At 57.2% G+C, this 16,649-nt stretch carries 14 protein-coding genes and 1 pseudogene; 5 read left to right on the forward strand and 10 right to left on the reverse strand.

Going from position 1 to position 16,649, the window contains the following annotated elements:
• Positions 1-67 precede the first annotated feature (67 nt).
• Complete coding sequence (locus LRS40_RS08555) at positions 68-337, forward strand: YdgH/BhsA/McbA-like domain containing protein (RefSeq protein WP_142487389.1); 270 nt, start codon at positions 68-70, stop codon at positions 335-337.
• 40 nt (positions 338-377) lie between these two features.
• On the opposite strand, the gene feoC is transcribed toward LRS40_RS08555, so the two are convergent.
• Genes feoC through feoA form a run of 3 tightly spaced genes read right to left on the reverse strand, consistent with a single transcriptional unit; the run spans position 378 to position 3,199 of the window.
• Positions 378-614, reverse strand: a complete 237-nt coding sequence (feoC, locus tag LRS40_RS08560) for a [Fe-S]-dependent transcriptional repressor FeoC (RefSeq protein ID WP_142487388.1) — start codon at positions 612-614, stop codon at positions 378-380.
• Positions 615-622: 8 nt separating this feature from the next.
• Complete coding sequence (gene feoB / locus LRS40_RS08565; protein WP_156264786.1) at positions 623-2,941, reverse strand: Fe(2+) transporter permease subunit FeoB; 2,319 nt, start codon at positions 2,939-2,941, stop codon at positions 623-625.
• A 30-nt stretch (positions 2,942-2,971) separates the two neighbouring features.
• Positions 2,972-3,199, reverse strand: a complete 228-nt coding sequence (gene feoA / locus LRS40_RS08570) for a ferrous iron transporter A (RefSeq protein WP_142487386.1) — start codon at positions 3,197-3,199, stop codon at positions 2,972-2,974.
• 306 nt (positions 3,200-3,505) lie between these two features.
• On the opposite strand from feoA, the pseudogene LRS40_RS08575 reads away from it, so the two are divergent.
• Positions 3,506-4,207, forward strand: a pseudogene (locus tag LRS40_RS08575) (IS1-like element IS1B family transposase).
• Between the two features lie 122 nt (positions 4,208-4,329).
• Here the strand turns inward: LRS40_RS08575 and LRS40_RS08580 are convergent.
• Together LRS40_RS08580 and greB are read right to left on the reverse strand one after the other, a co-directional pair.
• Complete coding sequence (locus LRS40_RS08580; protein WP_231313525.1) at positions 4,330-6,654, reverse strand: Tex family protein; 2,325 nt, start codon at positions 6,652-6,654, stop codon at positions 4,330-4,332.
• A 101-nt stretch (positions 6,655-6,755) separates the two neighbouring features.
• A complete protein-coding gene (gene greB / locus LRS40_RS08585) occupies positions 6,756-7,229 on the reverse strand; it encodes a transcription elongation factor GreB (protein ID WP_231313526.1) in 474 nt (157 codons plus the stop codon).
• A gap of 227 nt (positions 7,230-7,456) precedes the next feature.
• On the opposite strand from greB, the gene ompR reads away from it, so the two are divergent.
• Positions 7,457-8,176: a two-component system response regulator OmpR gene (gene ompR, locus LRS40_RS08590; RefSeq protein WP_001157751.1), complete on the forward strand. Its 720-nt coding sequence runs from the start codon at positions 7,457-7,459 to the stop codon at positions 8,174-8,176.
• Positions 8,173-9,519 (forward strand): two-component system sensor histidine kinase EnvZ, encoded by a 1,347-nt coding sequence (gene envZ / locus LRS40_RS08595; RefSeq protein WP_142487383.1) that lies wholly within the window; start codon positions 8,173-8,175, stop codon positions 9,517-9,519. The genes ompR and envZ overlap by 4 nt, the downstream gene beginning before the upstream one ends.
• Before the next feature lie 38 nt (positions 9,520-9,557).
• Here the strand turns inward: envZ and pckA are convergent, their stop codons facing one another.
• The 5 genes from pckA to LRS40_RS08620 form a co-directional block, all read right to left on the reverse strand.
• Positions 9,558-11,177, reverse strand: coding sequence for a phosphoenolpyruvate carboxykinase (ATP) (gene pckA / locus LRS40_RS08600; RefSeq protein WP_142487382.1), 1,620 nt, complete (start codon positions 11,175-11,177; stop codon positions 9,558-9,560).
• A 380-nt stretch (positions 11,178-11,557) separates the two neighbouring features.
• A complete protein-coding gene (gene hslO / locus LRS40_RS08605) occupies positions 11,558-12,436 on the reverse strand; it encodes an Hsp33 family molecular chaperone HslO (RefSeq protein ID WP_156264782.1) in 879 nt (292 codons plus the stop codon).
• 23 nt (positions 12,437-12,459) lie between these two features.
• Entirely contained in the window at positions 12,460-12,861 is a 402-nt protein-coding gene (gene hslR / locus LRS40_RS08610) for a ribosome-associated heat shock protein Hsp15 (RefSeq protein WP_142487380.1), read from the reverse strand.
• On the reverse strand, positions 12,858-13,541 hold the full coding sequence (gene yrfG, locus LRS40_RS08615) for a GMP/IMP nucleotidase (protein ID WP_231313878.1): 684 nt from the start codon (positions 13,539-13,541) through the stop codon (positions 12,858-12,860). The genes hslR and yrfG overlap by 4 nt, the downstream gene beginning before the upstream one ends.
• Before the next feature lie 64 nt (positions 13,542-13,605).
• Positions 13,606-15,741 carry an intracellular growth attenuator family protein gene (locus LRS40_RS08620; protein WP_142487378.1) on the reverse strand — a complete coding sequence of 712 codons (2,136 nt, stop codon included), beginning with the start codon at positions 15,739-15,741 and terminating at the stop codon, positions 13,606-13,608.
• Positions 15,742-16,067: 326 nt separating this feature from the next.
• Here LRS40_RS08620 and nudE point away from each other — a divergent pair, with 326 nt between their 5' ends.
• On the forward strand, positions 16,068-16,628 hold the full coding sequence (nudE, locus tag LRS40_RS08625; RefSeq protein WP_142487377.1) for an ADP compounds hydrolase NudE: 561 nt from the start codon (positions 16,068-16,070) through the stop codon (positions 16,626-16,628).
• Positions 16,629-16,649: the final 21 nt, after the last annotated feature.

Below are 16,649 nucleotides of genomic sequence, written 5' to 3' on the forward strand. Positions count from 1 at the left end.
CAATATATCGTTGCGGGTATCCCGCCTTCGATAATCAAAACTACAATCCTCTTTGGGAGTCATGGCTATGAAACTTGTTACAGGTATTGTTGCTTCTCTGGTTATTGGTTCACTCTCTTTTGGCGTTATGGCGGCAGAAGAGATCCAGAAAGATAAAGTGAAAGAGATGAATTTGACGAAGGTTGGCGATATCTCTACATCTGATACCACCGCGCCAATGGATGCGAGAAAAGAGCTTTCCCAGAAAGCAGATGAGCTGGGCGGTAAGTACTATGTCGTCACCAGCGCCAACAAAGATCAGAAAGACATCCGCGCGACCGCAGACGTCTACAAATAAACACATAAAGCCGGGCAGAGTTGCCCGGCTTTATTAACGATTAACGCAGCGCCCACCACTCCCTGAGGCAGGCTTTTCCTTCAGGACAGCTTTTACAGCTGCCGGATAAGCAGCCGTCGGGATCCTCCTGGATGCGCTGCGCTTTCCCCATCGCCTCCAGACGCTCCAGCATGGCCTCGATCATCGCCTGCGGCATGCGCAGGATCTGGCTGAGCTGGGTGGCTTCCATTCTCCCCTGTAGCGCCAGTAAATCACGAACCTCAATTAACGATGCCATGCCGCCTCCTAATGACAGTCGCTGGCCGGGCTGTCACAGCAGGCCGCTGCGGTTCTGCCTTTCGCCAGCAGGTTAACGTCCACGCGGCTGCGCGCCCGACGTAACAGGCCCATCACCACCACGTTAAACAGCACCACCGCCAGGATACAGACCAGGCTGTAGTGCGGATGCTGGCTGAAATTGACCGTCTGGTAGTACACCGTTGCCAGCGAGTAAGCGATATTCAGCCCCCACAGGACGGAGAAGCCCATCCAGCCGCGGCTCGATTCGCGGGCAATCGCCCCCATCACCGATATGCACGGAATGTAGAGCAGGACGAAGATCAGGTAGCTGTAGGCCGCCGAGGCGCTGCCAAACTTCTCGCTCATCACGCCCATCGCCCCGGTCGCCATCTCCCCGTCGCCTTTGCTGGCTTCAATCGGGTTCGCCAGCACGCTCAGGCTGAAGGTCTCTTTCAGACTCTGCCAGGTTTCATCCACGGCGCTGAACAGTTCGTCCCCGAGGTGAAACGCCGCCGGGTTAAATTCCTCTTCCTGAATATTCTCTGCGGTGTAGAGGGTGTTCAGCGTGCCGACCACCACCTCTTTCGCCATCGCGCCGGTGAACAGCCCGACGGTGGCCTGCCAGTTGTCTTCATGTACGCCAATTGGTTTAAACAGCGGGGTGATGACGCGGCTGACGGAGGCCAGCGCCGAGTCGTTAATGTTGTCTACCGCCTTGCCGCTGAGTGAGAAGCTGTTCAGCGCGCTGAGGAAAATACTGACTACCACAATCACTTTACCCGCCCGCAGGACAAAACCTTTCAGCCGCTGCCAGGTCTGGATCAGCAGGCTTTTCATGTGCGGAACGTGATAGACCGGCAGCTCCATCACGAACGGCGACGCCTCGCCACGCATGATGGTGTGTTTGAGCATCAGGCCGGTGAGGATCGCCATCACGATGCCGAGCACGTACAGCGAGAAGACCGCCAGCGCCCCCTCCTGGCCGAAAAAGGCCGCGGCAAACACCGCGAAGATCGCCAGCCGTGCGCCGCAGGACATAAACGGCGCCATCATGATGGTCATCAGCCGTTCGCGAGGCGCATCCAGAGTGCGGGCGCCCATCACCGACGGCACGTTGCAGCCGAAGCCGACAATCAGCGGTACAAAGGATTTGCCGGGCAGGCCGAGCGCCTGCATCAGGCGATCCATCACAAAGGCCGCGCGGGCCATATAACCGGAGTCCTCAAGGAACGAGAGGAACAGATACATCATGCCGATCTGCGGCACCAGCGGCAGCACGGTGTTGATCCCGCCGCCCAGCCCCTGGGCGAGGAAAATGGTCAGCCATTCCGGCAGGTGCAGGGTGTAACCCAGCCACTGAATGCCGTGAATAAAGATGGCCACCGAGCCGACATCAAACAGCGGCTGTAGCGCGCCGCCGATGTTAATGGCCAGCAGGAACATCACGTACATCACCAGCAGGAAGACCGGCAGGCCGAGAAAACGGTTGAGGATCAGGGTGTCCATCGCCCGGGTAAAGCGGCTTGGTTCGGCGGTAAGGGCGTTGCTCACCACGTCGCAAATGGCATTGATGCTCTGATAGCGCGCATCGGCAATGTGAAGGGCCGGGTCGTCCAGCTCATCGTTCAACCGTGCGAGGGAGACATCCAGATATTGCGCGGCATCACCGGCATAGGCGCGGCTGTAGATATCGCCTTCCAGCATCTGCAGGCCGAGCCAGTGACGCTGTTTGAACGGCATGCTGTGCGCCATCTCCTGGGCGAGGATCCCGGCTTCCCGCAGCAGCGGCTGGGCGTAATGCACCAGCTCCACGTCGGCATTGCGGGTGTGGCGGTCAATGGCCAGCTTAAGGGCGTCGATCCCGCGGGCGCGGGTGGAGACCAGCGGCACCACCGGGCAGCCCAGACGGGCGGAGAGGGCGTCGACGTCGATGCGGATCTGCTGCTTTTCCGCAATATCGAGCATGTTCAGCGCCACCACGCAGGGGATGCCCAGCTCCAGCAGCTGTAACGTCAGGTAGAGGTTGCGCTCGAGGTTCGAGGCATCCACCACGTTGATCAGCAGGTCGGCGTCACCGCTGAGAATGTAGTGGCAGGCGATCTGCTCATCCAGCGAGGTCTGGGAGGAGATGGTGGTTAATGAGTAAGTGCCGGGCAGATCGACGAGGGTGACCTGATTATCGGTGGTGGCGAACTGGCCCTCTTTACGTTCGACCGTCACACCCGCCCAGTTACCCACCCGCTGACGCGCGCCGGTAAGCTGGTTAAATAAGGTGGTTTTGCCGGAATTCGGATTGCCAATTAAGCCAATGGTTAATTTTTTCATTCTATTCGACTCGCTGCGGGAGCTGGCGTGTTATTGAGACAGGGCTTCAACTTCTATTAAGGCGAGATCTTTCTTACGCAGAACCAGGTTCACACGTCGGGTTTCGATATGCACCGGATCGCCCAGCGGGGCAACGCGCACCACCTGGAAAGAGGAGCCGGGTAGCATCCCTAATGAGAGCAGTTTCTGCCGATAGGCCGGGCTTATTTCGCGGGTGAAGCCGGTAATTTTCCACGCGCTGGCTGGAGTGAATTGCATAGTGCCTACTTAACGGACGGTTAAATAATCAACAGGCACAATGGTAATGAGAATGGTTTCTCTCATCAATATTAAATATGTGACGGAATGTAGATACGGCTATTAATTTGCGGGCTGATTGACCTTGCTCAATATTTTCGGGCAATGATGGTAAGCGATAAAAAGATTTATTGTTAACGGAGTGATAATTATTGGTTTAAATACGGATATGCAATCGGTTCCATATTTATAAGAAATAAGAGAGTTTTTTTGGTGATGCTGCCAACTTACTGATTTAGTGTATGATGGTGTTTTTGAGGTGCTCCAGTGGCTTCTGTTTCTATCAGCTGTCCCTCCTGTTCAGCTACTGACGGGGTGGTGCGTAACGGCAAAAGCACTGCCGGACATCAGCGCTATCTCTGCTCTCACTGCCGTAAAACATGGCAACTGCAGTTCACTTACACCGCTTCTCAACCCGGTACGCACCAGAAAATCATTGATATGGCCATGAATGGCGTTGGATGCCGGGCAACCGCCCGCATTATGGGCGTTGGCCTCAACACGATTTTTTCCGCCATTTAAAAAAAACTCAGGCCGCAGTCGGTAACCTCGCGCATACAGCCGGGCAGTGACGTCATCGTCTGCGCGGAAATGGACGAACAGTGGGGATACGTCGGGGCTAAATCGCGCCAGCGCTGGCTGTTTTACGCGTATGACAGGCTCCGGAAGACGGTTGTTGCGCACGTATTCGGTGAACGCACTATGGCGACGCTGGGGCGTCTTATGAGCCTGCTGTCACCCTTTGACGTGGTGATATGGATGACGGATGGCTGGCCGCTGTATGAATCCCGCCTGAAGGGAAAGCTGCACGTAATCAGCAAGCGATATACGCAGCGAATTGAGCGGCATAACCTGAATCTGAGGCAGCACCTGGCACGGCTGGGACGGAAGTCGCTGTCGTTCTCAAAATCGGTGGAGCTGCATGACAAAGTCATCGGGCATTATCTGAACATAAAACACTATCAATAAGTTGGAGTCATTACCGTTTTTTTTATTTTAATTTTTGCGGTCTGTTTGCCGGGCGGCACTGCGTTTGCCCGGCCTACAAACCGTAGGCCCGGTAAGCGAAGCGCCACCGGGCACTGCCTATGTTAGCGCTTTTTACCCATCGCCGCCGCCAGCGCATCCATCATCGCGCTGTTGCCGGATGGCTGTGCTTCACGCCCGCGCGGTTTCGCCGCTGGACGCTGCTGCTGACGCGCATCGCTGTTGCCGCCGCCACGACGGGCATTGGTCTCGCCAGGCTGCTCGTCCAGACGCATGGTCAGGGCGATACGCTTGCGCTGCAGATCCACCTCCAGCACCTTCACCTTCACGATGTCGCCGGCTTTCACCACGGTGTGCGGATCTTCCACGAACTTATCGGCAAGAGAGGAGATATGGACCAGGCCATCCTGATGCACGCCAATATCGACAAAGGCACCAAAGTTGGTGACGTTGGTGACTGCACCTTCCAGCACCATGCCCGGCAGCAGGTCGTTCATGGTTTCGACGCCTTCGGCGAACTGCGCGGTTTTGAACTCCGGACGCGGGTCGCGGCCCGGCTTCTCCAGCTCTTTGATGATGTCGGACACCGTCGGCACGCCGAACTTCTCATCGGTGAAATCCACCGCTTTCAGATTACGCAATTCGCTGCTGTTGCCCATCAGCACTTTCAGCGCCTGCTGGGTGGCAGCCAGAATGCGCTCGACAACCGGATAGGCTTCCGGGTGAACGGTGGAGGCATCCAGCGGGTTGTCGCCGTGGTTGATACGCAGGAAGCCCGCGCACTGCTCGAACGCTTTCGGCCCCAGACGGCTCACTTTCAGCAGCTGTTGGCGGTTCTGGAACTGACCGTTCTCATCACGCCAGGCGACGATATTCTGCGCCATCATCCGGGTTAACCCCGCCACGCGGGTCAGCAGGGCGACGGAGGCGGTGTTCAGATCAACGCCGACGGCGTTCACGCAGTCTTCCACCACCGCATCCAGCTTGCGCGCCAGCTGCGTCTGGCTGACGTCGTGCTGGTACTGGCCCACGCCGATGGATTTCGGGTCGATCTTCACCAGCTCAGCCAGCGGATCCTGCAGGCGGCGGGCGATAGAGACCGCACCGCGCAGGGAGACGTCCAGATCCGGGAACTCCTGCGCGGCCAGCTCGGACGCCGAGTACACCGACGCGCCCGCTTCGCTGACAATCACTTTTTGCGCCGTCACTTTCGGGAACTGCTTTTGCAGATCGAGGAAGAAGCGCTCGGTTTCGCGCGAGGCGGTGCCGTTGCCGATCGCCACCAGCTCCACGTTGTGCTTCTCGCACAGTGCCGCCACGGCGACCGCAGCTTTGGCTGCCTGGCCGGTGTGCGGATAAATGGTGTCGGTGGCAACCAGTTTGCCTGTGCCATCCACTACCGCCACCTTCACGCCGGTACGCAGGCCCGGATCGAGACCCATGGTCGCGCGCAGGCCTGCCGGGGCGGCCATCAGCAGATCGTGCAGGTTACGGGCAAAGACGTTAATCGCTTCGTCTTCGGCGCGTTCGCGCACGGTGCCCATCAGTTCGGTTTCGAGATGCATCAGCACCTTGATACGCCAGGTCCAGCTCACCACCCCTTTGCGCCAGCTGTCCGCCGGAGCGTTGTTCAGGCGCAGGCCAAGATGGTCGATGATGATCTGCTCGCCGTGGCTCTCTTTCGGCGGCTCGTCAAACTGCGGGTCGGCATTCAGGGAGAGTTGCAGCACACCTTCATTGCGGCCGCGGAACATTGCCAGGGCGCGGTGAGAAGGGGTGGAGGAAATCGGTTCATGATGATCGAAGTAGTCGCGGAATTTCGCCCCTTCTTCCTCTTTGCCGCTCACCACGGTGGAGACGATATGGGCGTTCTTCCACAGGTAATCACGCACTTTAGCCAGCAGGGCGGCGTCTTCGGCAAAGCGCTCCATCAGAATGTAGCGTGCGCCATCGAGGGCGGCTTTAGTGTCGGCCACGCCTTTATCGGCATCGATAAACTTCGCGGCTTCGGTTTCCGGGTCGTGGGACGGCGTCGTCCACAGCAGATCCGCCAGCGGCTCCAGACCGGCTTCAATAGCGATCTGCCCGCGGGTGCGGCGTTTTTGTTTGTACGGCAGATAGAGGTCTTCGAGTTCAGTCTTATTCAGGGTGCCGTTGATGGCTTTGGCCAGCTCGTCGGTCAGCTTGCCCTGTTCACCGATGGATTTCAGGATCGCCTGACGCCTGTCTTCCAGTTCACGCAGATAGCCAAGGCGGGTTTCCAGGTTACGCAGCTGCGTATCATCCAGACCGCCAGTCACTTCCTTACGATAACGTGCGATAAACGGCACGGTGTTCCCTTCATCAAGCAGGCGAACGGCAGCTTCTACCTGTTCAGCCCTTGCCTGAAGTTCACCCGCAATAATGCGGCAGAGCGAATCTTTCATCATGGCTATTTCATCTTGTGGGTCGAAAAATCAGGGGATAGTTATACGGACTGGCACGGCAAAATGCCAGCCGCCGCGCCAGGCTCTCGGATTGTTCCGGCGGGTTATTTCACATAGTCGATGGCGTTCACATACCAGGTCGCTTCCCCTGCCGGAGTGTGCACGACGGCCAGATCGCCGACCTCTTTTTTCAGCAGCGCTCTGGCCATGGGCGAGTCGATGGAGATGTAATCCTTACGACCAAAAATTTCATCGTAGCCGACAATCCGAAAGCGCTTAAGATCGCCGTCGTCGTTTTCGATCTCCACCCACGCGCCGAAAAAGACTTTGCCCTCCTGCTGCGGGGAGTAATCGACGATTTTCAGGTTCTCAAGGCATTTGGTCAGATACCGCACCCGGCGGTCGATTTCGCGCAGCCGTTTCTTGTTGTACTGGTAGTCGGCGTTTTCACTGCGGTCACCGAGGCTCGCGGCCCAGGTCACTTTTTTGGTCACCTCCGGGCGCTCTTCCCGCCACAGCGTGTCCATCTCTTTCTTCAGATTTTCATACCCTTCGCGGGTGATCAGGGGCGTTTTCATTCTCTGGCCTTACGACTTAGGTTGCATACCTTGCGCACATTACGTATCACTTAGCTTAACAGACAGGATTAATAATGAGTTATGTGATGAAATGTGCAGATAAGCTCCTGTTAAATATGCTTTGTAACAATTTCGACTAGAATTTATACCAGAATTAGCTGGTCGTGAACGCCCACTTTTTTAGAATACGCTGTTCAAGATTATCCGAACCTTTGGGAGTACTGACAATGCAAGAGAATTATAAGATTCTGGTGGTGGATGACGACATGCGCCTGCGCGCACTGCTCGAGCGTTATCTGACCGAGCAGGGCTTCCAGGTTCGTAGCGTTGCCAACGCCGAACAGATGGATCGCCTGTTGACCCGCGAATCCTTCCACCTGATGGTGCTGGATCTGATGCTGCCTGGCGAAGATGGCCTCTCCATCTGCCGTCGTCTGCGTAGCCAAAGCAACCCGATGCCGATCATTATGGTAACGGCGAAAGGGGAAGAGGTTGACCGTATCGTGGGCCTGGAAATTGGCGCCGACGACTACATTCCTAAACCGTTTAACCCGCGTGAACTGCTGGCGCGTATTCGCGCCGTACTGCGTCGTCAGGCGAACGAACTGCCTGGTGCGCCGTCGCAGGAAGAGGCGGTGATCGCCTTCGGTAAGTTCAAGCTGAACCTCGGTACCCGCGAGATGTTCCGTGAAGACGAGCCTATGCCGCTGACCAGCGGCGAGTTTGCGGTACTGAAAGCCTTAGTCAGCCACCCGCGTGAGCCGCTCTCCCGCGATAAGCTGATGAACCTGGCGCGTGGCCGCGAATATTCCGCGATGGAGCGTTCCATCGACGTGCAGATCTCCCGCCTGCGTCGCATGGTGGAAGAGGATCCGGCGCATCCGCGCTATATCCAGACCGTCTGGGGTCTGGGCTACGTGTTTGTCCCGGACGGCTCTAAAGCATGAGGCGAATGCGTTTCTCGCCGCGTAGCTCGTTTGCCCGCACCCTGTTACTGATCGTCACCCTGCTGTTTGTCAGCCTGGTGACGACCTACCTGGTGGTGCTGAACTTTGCGATCCTGCCGAGCCTCCAGCAGTTTAATAAGGTCCTGGCCTACGAAGTGCGTATGCTGATGACCGATAAACTGCAGCTGGAAGATGGCACGCAGCTGGTGGTGCCACCGGCGTTTCGCCGTGAAATCTACCGTGAGCTGGGGATATCGCTCTATTCCAACGAAGCGGCGGAAGACGCAGGCCTGCGCTGGGCGCAACACTACGAATTCCTCAGCCAGCAGATGGCGCAGCAGCTGGGCGGCCCGACGGAAGTGCGCGTTGAGGTCAACAAAAGCTCCCCGGTAGTCTGGCTGAAAACCTGGCTGTCACCCAACATCTGGGTGCGCGTGCCGCTGACCGAAATCCATCAGGGCGACTTCTCGCCGCTGTTCCGTTACACCCTGGCGATCATGCTGCTGGCGATAGGCGGCGCCTGGCTGTTTATTCGTATCCAGAACCGACCGCTGGTCGACCTGGAGCACGCGGCGCTCCAGGTCGGTAAAGGCATTATCCCGCCTCCGCTGCGCGAGTATGGCGCGTCGGAAGTGCGGTCAGTGACCCGCGCCTTCAACCATATGGCGGCTGGCGTTAAACAGCTGGCCGACGATCGTACCCTGCTGATGGCCGGGGTCAGCCATGACCTGCGCACTCCGCTGACGCGTATTCGCCTCGCCACTGAGATGATGGGCGAGGAGGATGGCTACCTGGCGGAGTCCATCAACAAGGACATCGAAGAGTGCAACGCCATTATCGAACAGTTCATCGACTACCTGCGCACCGGGCAGGAGATGCCGATGGAGATCGCAGAGCTGAACGCGGTGCTGGGCGAAGTGGTGGCGGCCGAAAGCGGTTACGAGCGTGAGATCGAAACCGATCTGCAGCCGGGCGATATCACCGTGCGCATGCACCCGCTCTCCATCAAGCGTGCAGTGGCTAATATGGTGGTTAACGCCGCCCGCTACGGCAACGGCTGGATCAAGGTCAGCAGCGGCTCTGAACTGAACCGCGCCTGGTTCCAGGTTGAAGATGATGGTCCGGGCATCAAGCCGGAGCAGCGTAAACACCTGTTCCAGCCGTTTGTGCGCGGAGACAGCGCGCGCAGCACCAGCGGCACCGGTTTAGGCCTGGCGATTGTGCAGCGTATCGTGGATAACCATAACGGTCTGTTGGAGATTGGTACCAGCGAGCGGGGCGGATTAAGTATCCGCGCGTGGCTGCCGGTTCCGTTTACCCGTGGACAGGTGAAAGAGAGTTAAAAATACGCCGGGTGGCGCAGCGCCACCCGGCACAGTCTCTACAGCTTAGGCCCCGCACTCACCAGCGCCGCACCTGCCGGCGTATCGGTGTACTTCTCGAAGTTTTCCACGAACAGTTTCGCCAGGGTGGTGGCTTTTTCCTGCCACTGCTCCGGTGAAGCGTAGGTATTGCGTGGATCGAGGATACGGCTGTCCACGCCCGGCAGTTCGGTCGGGATCGCCAGATCAAACATCGGCAGGGTGAAGGTTTCCGCATCATCGAGCGAACCGTTCAGAATGGCGTCGATAATAGCGCGGGTATCTTTGATTGAGATACGCTTGCCGGTACCGTTCCAGCCGGTGTTGACCAGATACGCCTGGGCGCCAGAAGCCTGCATGCGTTTCACCAGCACTTCGGCGTACTGCGTCGGGTGCAGCGACAGGAAGGCCGCGCCGAAGCAGGCGGAGAAGGTCGGGGTCGGCTCAGTTACGCCACGCTCGGTACCGGCCAGCTTGGCGGTAAAACCGGAGAGGAAGTGATACTGGGTCTGGCTTGCGGTCAGGCGTGAAACCGGCGGCAGCACGCCAAACGCGTCGGCGGTGAGGAAGATCACCTTGGTCGCATGGCCTGCTTTCGACACCGGCTTAACGATGTTATCGATGTGGTAGATAGGGTAGCTGACGCGGGTGTTCTCGGTTTTCGACGCATCGTCAAAATCGACCGTGCCGTCGGCACGCACCGTTACGTTCTCCAGCAGCGCATCGCGACGGATGGCCTGGTAGATATCCGGCTCCGCTTCTGCTGACAGACGAATGGTCTTGGCGTAGCAGCCGCCTTCGAAGTTGAACACGCCGTCATCATCCCAGCCGTGCTCGTCGTCGCCAATCAGGCGGCGTTTCGGATCGGTGGAGAGGGTGGTTTTACCGGTGCCGGACAGGCCGAAGAACACCGCCACGTCGCCTTTCTCGCCAACGTTCGCCGAGCAGTGCATGGAGGCAATGCCCTGTAACGGCAGCAGGTAGTTCATTACCGAGAACATCCCTTTCTTCATTTCGCCGCCGTACCAGGTCCCGCCGATCAGCTGGATACGCTCGGTCAGGTTAAAGGCGACAAAGTTCTCCGAGTTCAGCCCCTGCTCTTTCCAGTTCGGGTTGGTGCACTTCGCGCCGTTCATCACCACAAAGTCAGGTTCGAAGCTCCGCAGCTCTTCATCGGTGGGGCGAATGAACATGTTCTTCACGAAATGCGCCTGCCAGGCGACTTCGGTGATAAAGCGGACGGAAAGGCGGGTGTCGGCGTTAGCGCCGCAGTAAGCATCAATGATGAACAGACGCTTGCCGGAGAGTTGTTGGGTAACGAGGGATTTCAGCTGCTGCCAGGTTTCAGGGGAGATCGCTTTGTTGTCGTTCTTCCCTTTGCCATTATCTGACCACCACAGGGTGTCGCGGGTGGTGTCGTCACGGACAATGTACTTATCTTTCGGCGAACGACCGGTAAAGATACCGGTATCGACAGCGATAGCGCCGGTGGTCGTCAATATACCGCGTTCGTATCCTTCCAGTGCTGGATTGAGCTCTTCCTGGTACAGCGTATCGTAATCGGGGTTGTAGACGATATCGTGAGCGTCGTTGATACCATAAGCCTTGAGATCTTGCGGGGTTAAACCATTAACACGCATATCACTGCTCCTTAGCCAATATATACTGCCTGAAATTGTAGGGTTTTTCCTCGAATGTTAACCGCGACCGGGCTCATAGATTTGCGTATCTGGACAAAAACCCTTTATGACGGAAAACGCTGTGACTCCTGTCACTTCGCGGAGCAGATTATGGCAGGAATCACTTTTTGGTTGGTGAAAATGTTCTGAAAAGGTTAATTTCTGGTAAATTTAACTGCGAGAATGTGAGTGTAAGCGCATACATGAAAGAAAGTTACGAAAGTCTTTCATCACTGATAACGATTCAGCAGGTGAGGGGAAATAGTGAATAAAATGAAAGGGTAGCCGAGCGGAAGGAAAGGTCAACTGCCCCCACGTGAGAGGGCAGTTAACGGGACAACTTAGTGCAGCTGAGGATCGGCCGGGGAGGCGTTATTGCGGATCTCGGCAATGTCCATCGAATTGAAGACGTAATGCGAACCGCAGTAGTCGCAGTGCATGTCGATCTCGCCCTCTTCCGCCATGATGCTGTCGATCTCTTCATCCGGCAGGGTTTTCAGCGCGCCCGCGCAGCGTTCACGGGAACAGGTGCATTTGAACTCGACGTCCTGCGGATCGTACAGCGTCACCTCTTCTTCGTGGTACAGGCGCCACAGCACTTCGTTCGCCGGCAGGGTGAGCAGCTCTTCGGCTTTGATGGTTTCGGTCAGCGTTGCCAGATGCTCGAAATCATTGGTCTGCGCATCCTGCGCAGGCAGAACCTGGAGCAGCATACCGCCGGCTGCAGGCTGGCCATCCACTTCACCGGTACGGATGAACAGGCGGGTTGGCAGCTGTTCGGAACGCATGAAGTAATCTTCCAGGCAGGCGGCAAGCGTATCGCCTTCCAGACCGACCACGCCCTGATAGCGTTCACCCTCTTCCGGAGAGATGGTGATCACCAGGTAGCCGTTGCCGACCAGCGTTTTCAGGTCTGCGCCTTCCGGGATTTCGCCCTGTACGCGCGCCACGCCGCGCATCTGCTGCTGGTTGTTGCCGTTGATCACCGCCAGGCTCATCGGGCCATCGCCCTGCAGCTGCACGGTGATATCACCGGCGAATTTCAGGGTTGCGGTCAGCAGGCTGGTGGCAACCAGCAGCTCACCCAGCATGGTTTTCACCGGCAGTGGGTAGTTGTGGTTTTCCAGGATCTGTTTCCAGGTTTCGGATACCGTCACCAGCTCGCCGCGAACGGCAAATTGTTCAAACAGGTAGCGGTGTAATTGGTCGTGTTGGGCCATAGTCATCTCTCGTTCAGCAAGAATCACTCATTCTCGCCATTTTTAAATTTAATCAGATCGCGACGTTCTTTCTTGTCCGGTCGCCTGTCGGGATGCGGCATGGTCAGGGCATTCAGCTTACGTGCCTGCGCCATCTTCTCGCGCTTTTCAACGCTCTCGGCCGTCTCTTCATACAGGGTGCTGGCTTCCGTTGCCGGGCGACGCTGTTCGGTGACGTTTTTCACGATCACCGTCCGTTCGTCGTTGCCCTGACGCAGGGTCAGGGTGGCGTTCAGCTCCACGAGCTTGCTCGGTTTGCTGCGCTGCCCGTTGTAATGCACTTTGCCGCCTTCAATCATTTCCCGGGCGAGGGCGCGCGTTTTATAAAAGCGGGCAGCCCACAGCCATTTGTCCAGTCTTACCCCTTCGGAGGGCTTCTCTTTCATGGCTTCTCCTTCACGGTGAGTGAGGGGATCATCCGGCGATAGTCGTTCAGCCCCGGATGCCGCAGATAACTTTTTTCAGCCAGGCCAGAATCAGGATTGGTCACGCCAAGGCAATAACGAATGCCAAAGGTTGCCGCCGCATCCAGAATCGGTTCGCTGTCATCAATGAACAACGTTCTCTCTGGTTGCAGGCCGGTCTCTTCTGCCACCGCCTGCCACAATCGCTGATCCTCTTTCGGATAACCAAATGTGTGGGTGGAAAGTAATAAATCAAGGTGTGAGGCCAGACCGGTATGTTCCAGCTTCACCGCCAGATTATGCGGATGCGCGTTGGTCAGCAGGATGCGCCGCTTGCCGCTCGCTTTCAGGGCATCGAGAAAGGGAACGGTATCTTCACGCAGCACGGCGTGCGGGCCCTGAGCGGTAGTCATCGCCCAAATATCCAGACCGAGGCGTTCGCTCCAGTAGTCCAGGCAGTACCAGTTTAGCGTATGTTGTACGGCGGTATATTGCTGGCGTATGAATTCCTGCGCTTCTGCCGGGGAGATCCCCTGCTGCTCGCCGTAGGTCTCCGGCACCAGTTTTTGCCAGAAGTGATTATCAAACGCGAGATCGAGCAGCGTGCCGTCCATATCCAGCAGGACGGTATCGACGTCCTGCCAGGCGATATCAAAATGCATGGGGGAATACTCCAGCCAGAAGAAACGTGCGCGACAGGGTAGCATATCCTGTCGCGCGGGAGCGTTATCCGATCAGGCTCTCAGGCGCGGGGATAAGCTTCGGGTTGAGGCAATTTTCGTAGTATTGCTGAATATCGGCCAGACGGGTGCGCGAGCGCTGGTAGCGGCGCAGCGCCATAAAGGCGTTCCAGAGCATGCAGACCACCATCGTCAGCATCAGCAGCGAGGTAGCGATGTAGCGCCATAACCCGGCGCTGTCCGGCATGCTGTGCAGCTCGACATGGCGGGTACCGTTGGCATCGGTAAAGAGGCCGGTCACAATCCCCTCGGCGCTGAACGGCGTACGCATCAGCATCTGCGCCAGGCGCTGGAACTCGCCCCACTGCTGCTGGGCCGGGTAATCATATAGCGCTACCGATGGGTAAGGCTGATCGACCAGCTCGCTGCCTTCGTCGCTGACGATCACAAAGCCGCCGGGGGCAGGGCTGTTAAGTGCCTGGGCGGCACGTGAGGTTTCGCGCATGACGAACGGCGCGGTAGAGGTGGCGACCAGATTTTCCAGCGACTCTGCGCTGACCGGACGCAGCAGCACGTTGACGCCATCGAGACGGCCGCCATCGGCACGTTTCACCAGCGCCTCCCAGTCTTTGCTGTTTCCGAGGTTAACCAGCGCATTTTTCAGCCTGACGCACTCGTCCTGCTCTGCACACAGCTCCTGAGTTTTCAGGACGATATCGCCAAAGTCATCCAGCAGGATCATGCCGGACTTCTGAATAGCGGAGCGTAATGCCGGGCTGACGCGTGAATTATCTTCCGGTTTGGGATGCAGCTGGCTCGTCAGGGCCTGGGTCAGGGCCGTAGCTTTGTTGACGATATCGGATTCCGGCAGCGGCAGGGGCGCCGCGTCATTCCAGATCACCTGCGAGCAGTCAAACGGCGTAAAGGGTGAGCTCTGGCGGGCGTTCCAGGTTCCAGGAGCATGGATATTACACATCCCGGTACCCTTCAGGCGCAGCGTATCGCCAATACGTACACCTGCACTTTCGAGCTCCCCGACGCTGGTGGCTTCAATGGTCTGGGCGCCTTTAATCCACGACAGGGTAAACTTGATCGGCATATCCAGCGGGACGAGGAAAACCAGCATCGCCAGCACCAGCCCGGCGCCACCGGCAATCACCGTGCTGCGCAGCCAGTGCTGTAGCGGGAAATTTTTGACCTCATCATGCAGGGATAGATAGCGGCCCTGGCGTACGACATGCCGGTCCAGATAGATATCAATATCGGTTTTTTGCCCTAAATCCTGGGCCAGCCACGGCTGCCAGTGGCGGGGATAGATCAGATCGATAATGCCCAGCGAGATATTGTTGACGTGATCCTGATCGTTTTCGCCAAACAGGCCCCAGCGCTTTGGCGTGCCGCGCAGGCAGTGGATCTCACGCAGCGCATTTTTGGCAGGCGGGGCGAATAATCCCCAGAGTCCCGCCGCCAGTAGCAGCACGCCGCCCCCGGCAAGCCAGGGAGCAAAAACATCAGGGCTCATCAGGCAGAAGAAGAAGAGCAGGAACGCGGCGACAATCAGCAGCGCTTCCCGAATGCCATCCGGGCGGCTCAGGGCGTACTCTTCATGGGTTTCCTGACGAATATTCAGCAGCTCAATCTGCTCGGTCTCTTCCCCACGAATCGACGCCTGGGTTGAACTGACATGCTCCAGCGCAAAGTGGGGCGCTTCCTGGACATACTCCGCGATGGAGTGACCATTGAGGGCGATCACTAGCGGGATGGAGTCGGTGTGGATCAGCTCAACGCTGTTTTCATCATTAATGTACTGTTCCCAGAACGGCGGCAGATGCACCTCAGCCGAGTCGAGGTAGTAACGCCATTTATTGGGATCGTCAGTGGTAATACCGTAGCGGGTAATGGAGCGCGTCACGCAGAGCACGGTGTTGCTCTGGGCATTGAGGCTTAACGAGACCGGCGCGGCGCTGGCGCCTGTCGCCGGCGTCTGTTGGATGCGGTTAAAGGACTCGAGATATTGCTCAATCGCGCTGCGTTCTTCAGCGGTGAGCTTGCGGGTGTTCGCCCCGGCAAAGGCATTGAGATACGGCAAGCGATATCGACGCTGTGCCCGACGCCTGTACAACCACCCTGCAATGAATGCGCAGGCCAGCATAGCAGCGATGACAATTACAATGGTGCTCATGCTTTCCCCATCTTACTTTTTCTTACAGGTGTAGTCAGTAGCACCTTATTTAACAGTGAACGCGTGTCTGTGGTTGGCTATCGGCATGTAAGGTGTTGAACTTGAGCAATATGAAGCGCATCCCAGTGATCGCTGATAATAGCAAAGCTAACCCTGACGGGATATCAGCAAATTCCTGGAATAATTTCAAGCTCTTGACTTTTGACCTGAAATAAGGAATGAATCTGCACAGGTTACATAAATGTAAATAAAGCGCGATTGACATTGCCGAAACCGTGCGGCGTATCGCACAATGACGCCAGTTCACTCAGCAAAGACCCGTCAAAATGAGCAAACCTTTACAAAAGCCCACCATCCTGAATGTTGAGACCGTCGCGAAATCGCGTCTGTTTAATGTTGAAAGTGTGGACCTGGAGTTCAGTAACGGCGTGCGCCGCGTCTACGAGCGTATGCGTCCCTCCACGCGCGAAGCCGTCATGATTGTGCCCATTGTTGACGAGCATCTGATCCTGATCCGCGAATATGCGGTGGGGACCGAGTCATACGAACTTGGCTTCTCCAAAGGGCTGATCGATCCCGGTGAATCGGTTTTTGAAGCCGCGAACCGCGAGCTGAAAGAAGAGGTTGGGTTTGGTGCGAAGGAGTTAACCTTCCTGAAAAAGCTCAGCATGGCTCCCTCCTATTTTTCCAGCAAAATGAATATCGTGCTGGCGGAAGATCTCTATCCGGAATCGCTGGAAGGGGATGAACCCGAGCCGCTGCCGCAGGTGCGCTGGCCGCTGGCGCATCTGATGGATCTGCTGGAAGAGCCCGACTTTAACGAAGCCCGGAACGTGAGTGCGCTGTTCCTGGTGCGGGAGTGGCTGAAAGGGCAGGGAAGGCTGTAGCCGAAGGATCCCCCTCTCCCA

The organism is Leclercia sp. G3L (assembly GCF_021117075.1).
GTDB lineage: Bacteria > Pseudomonadota > Gammaproteobacteria > Enterobacterales > Enterobacteriaceae > Enterobacter > Enterobacter adecarboxylatus_C.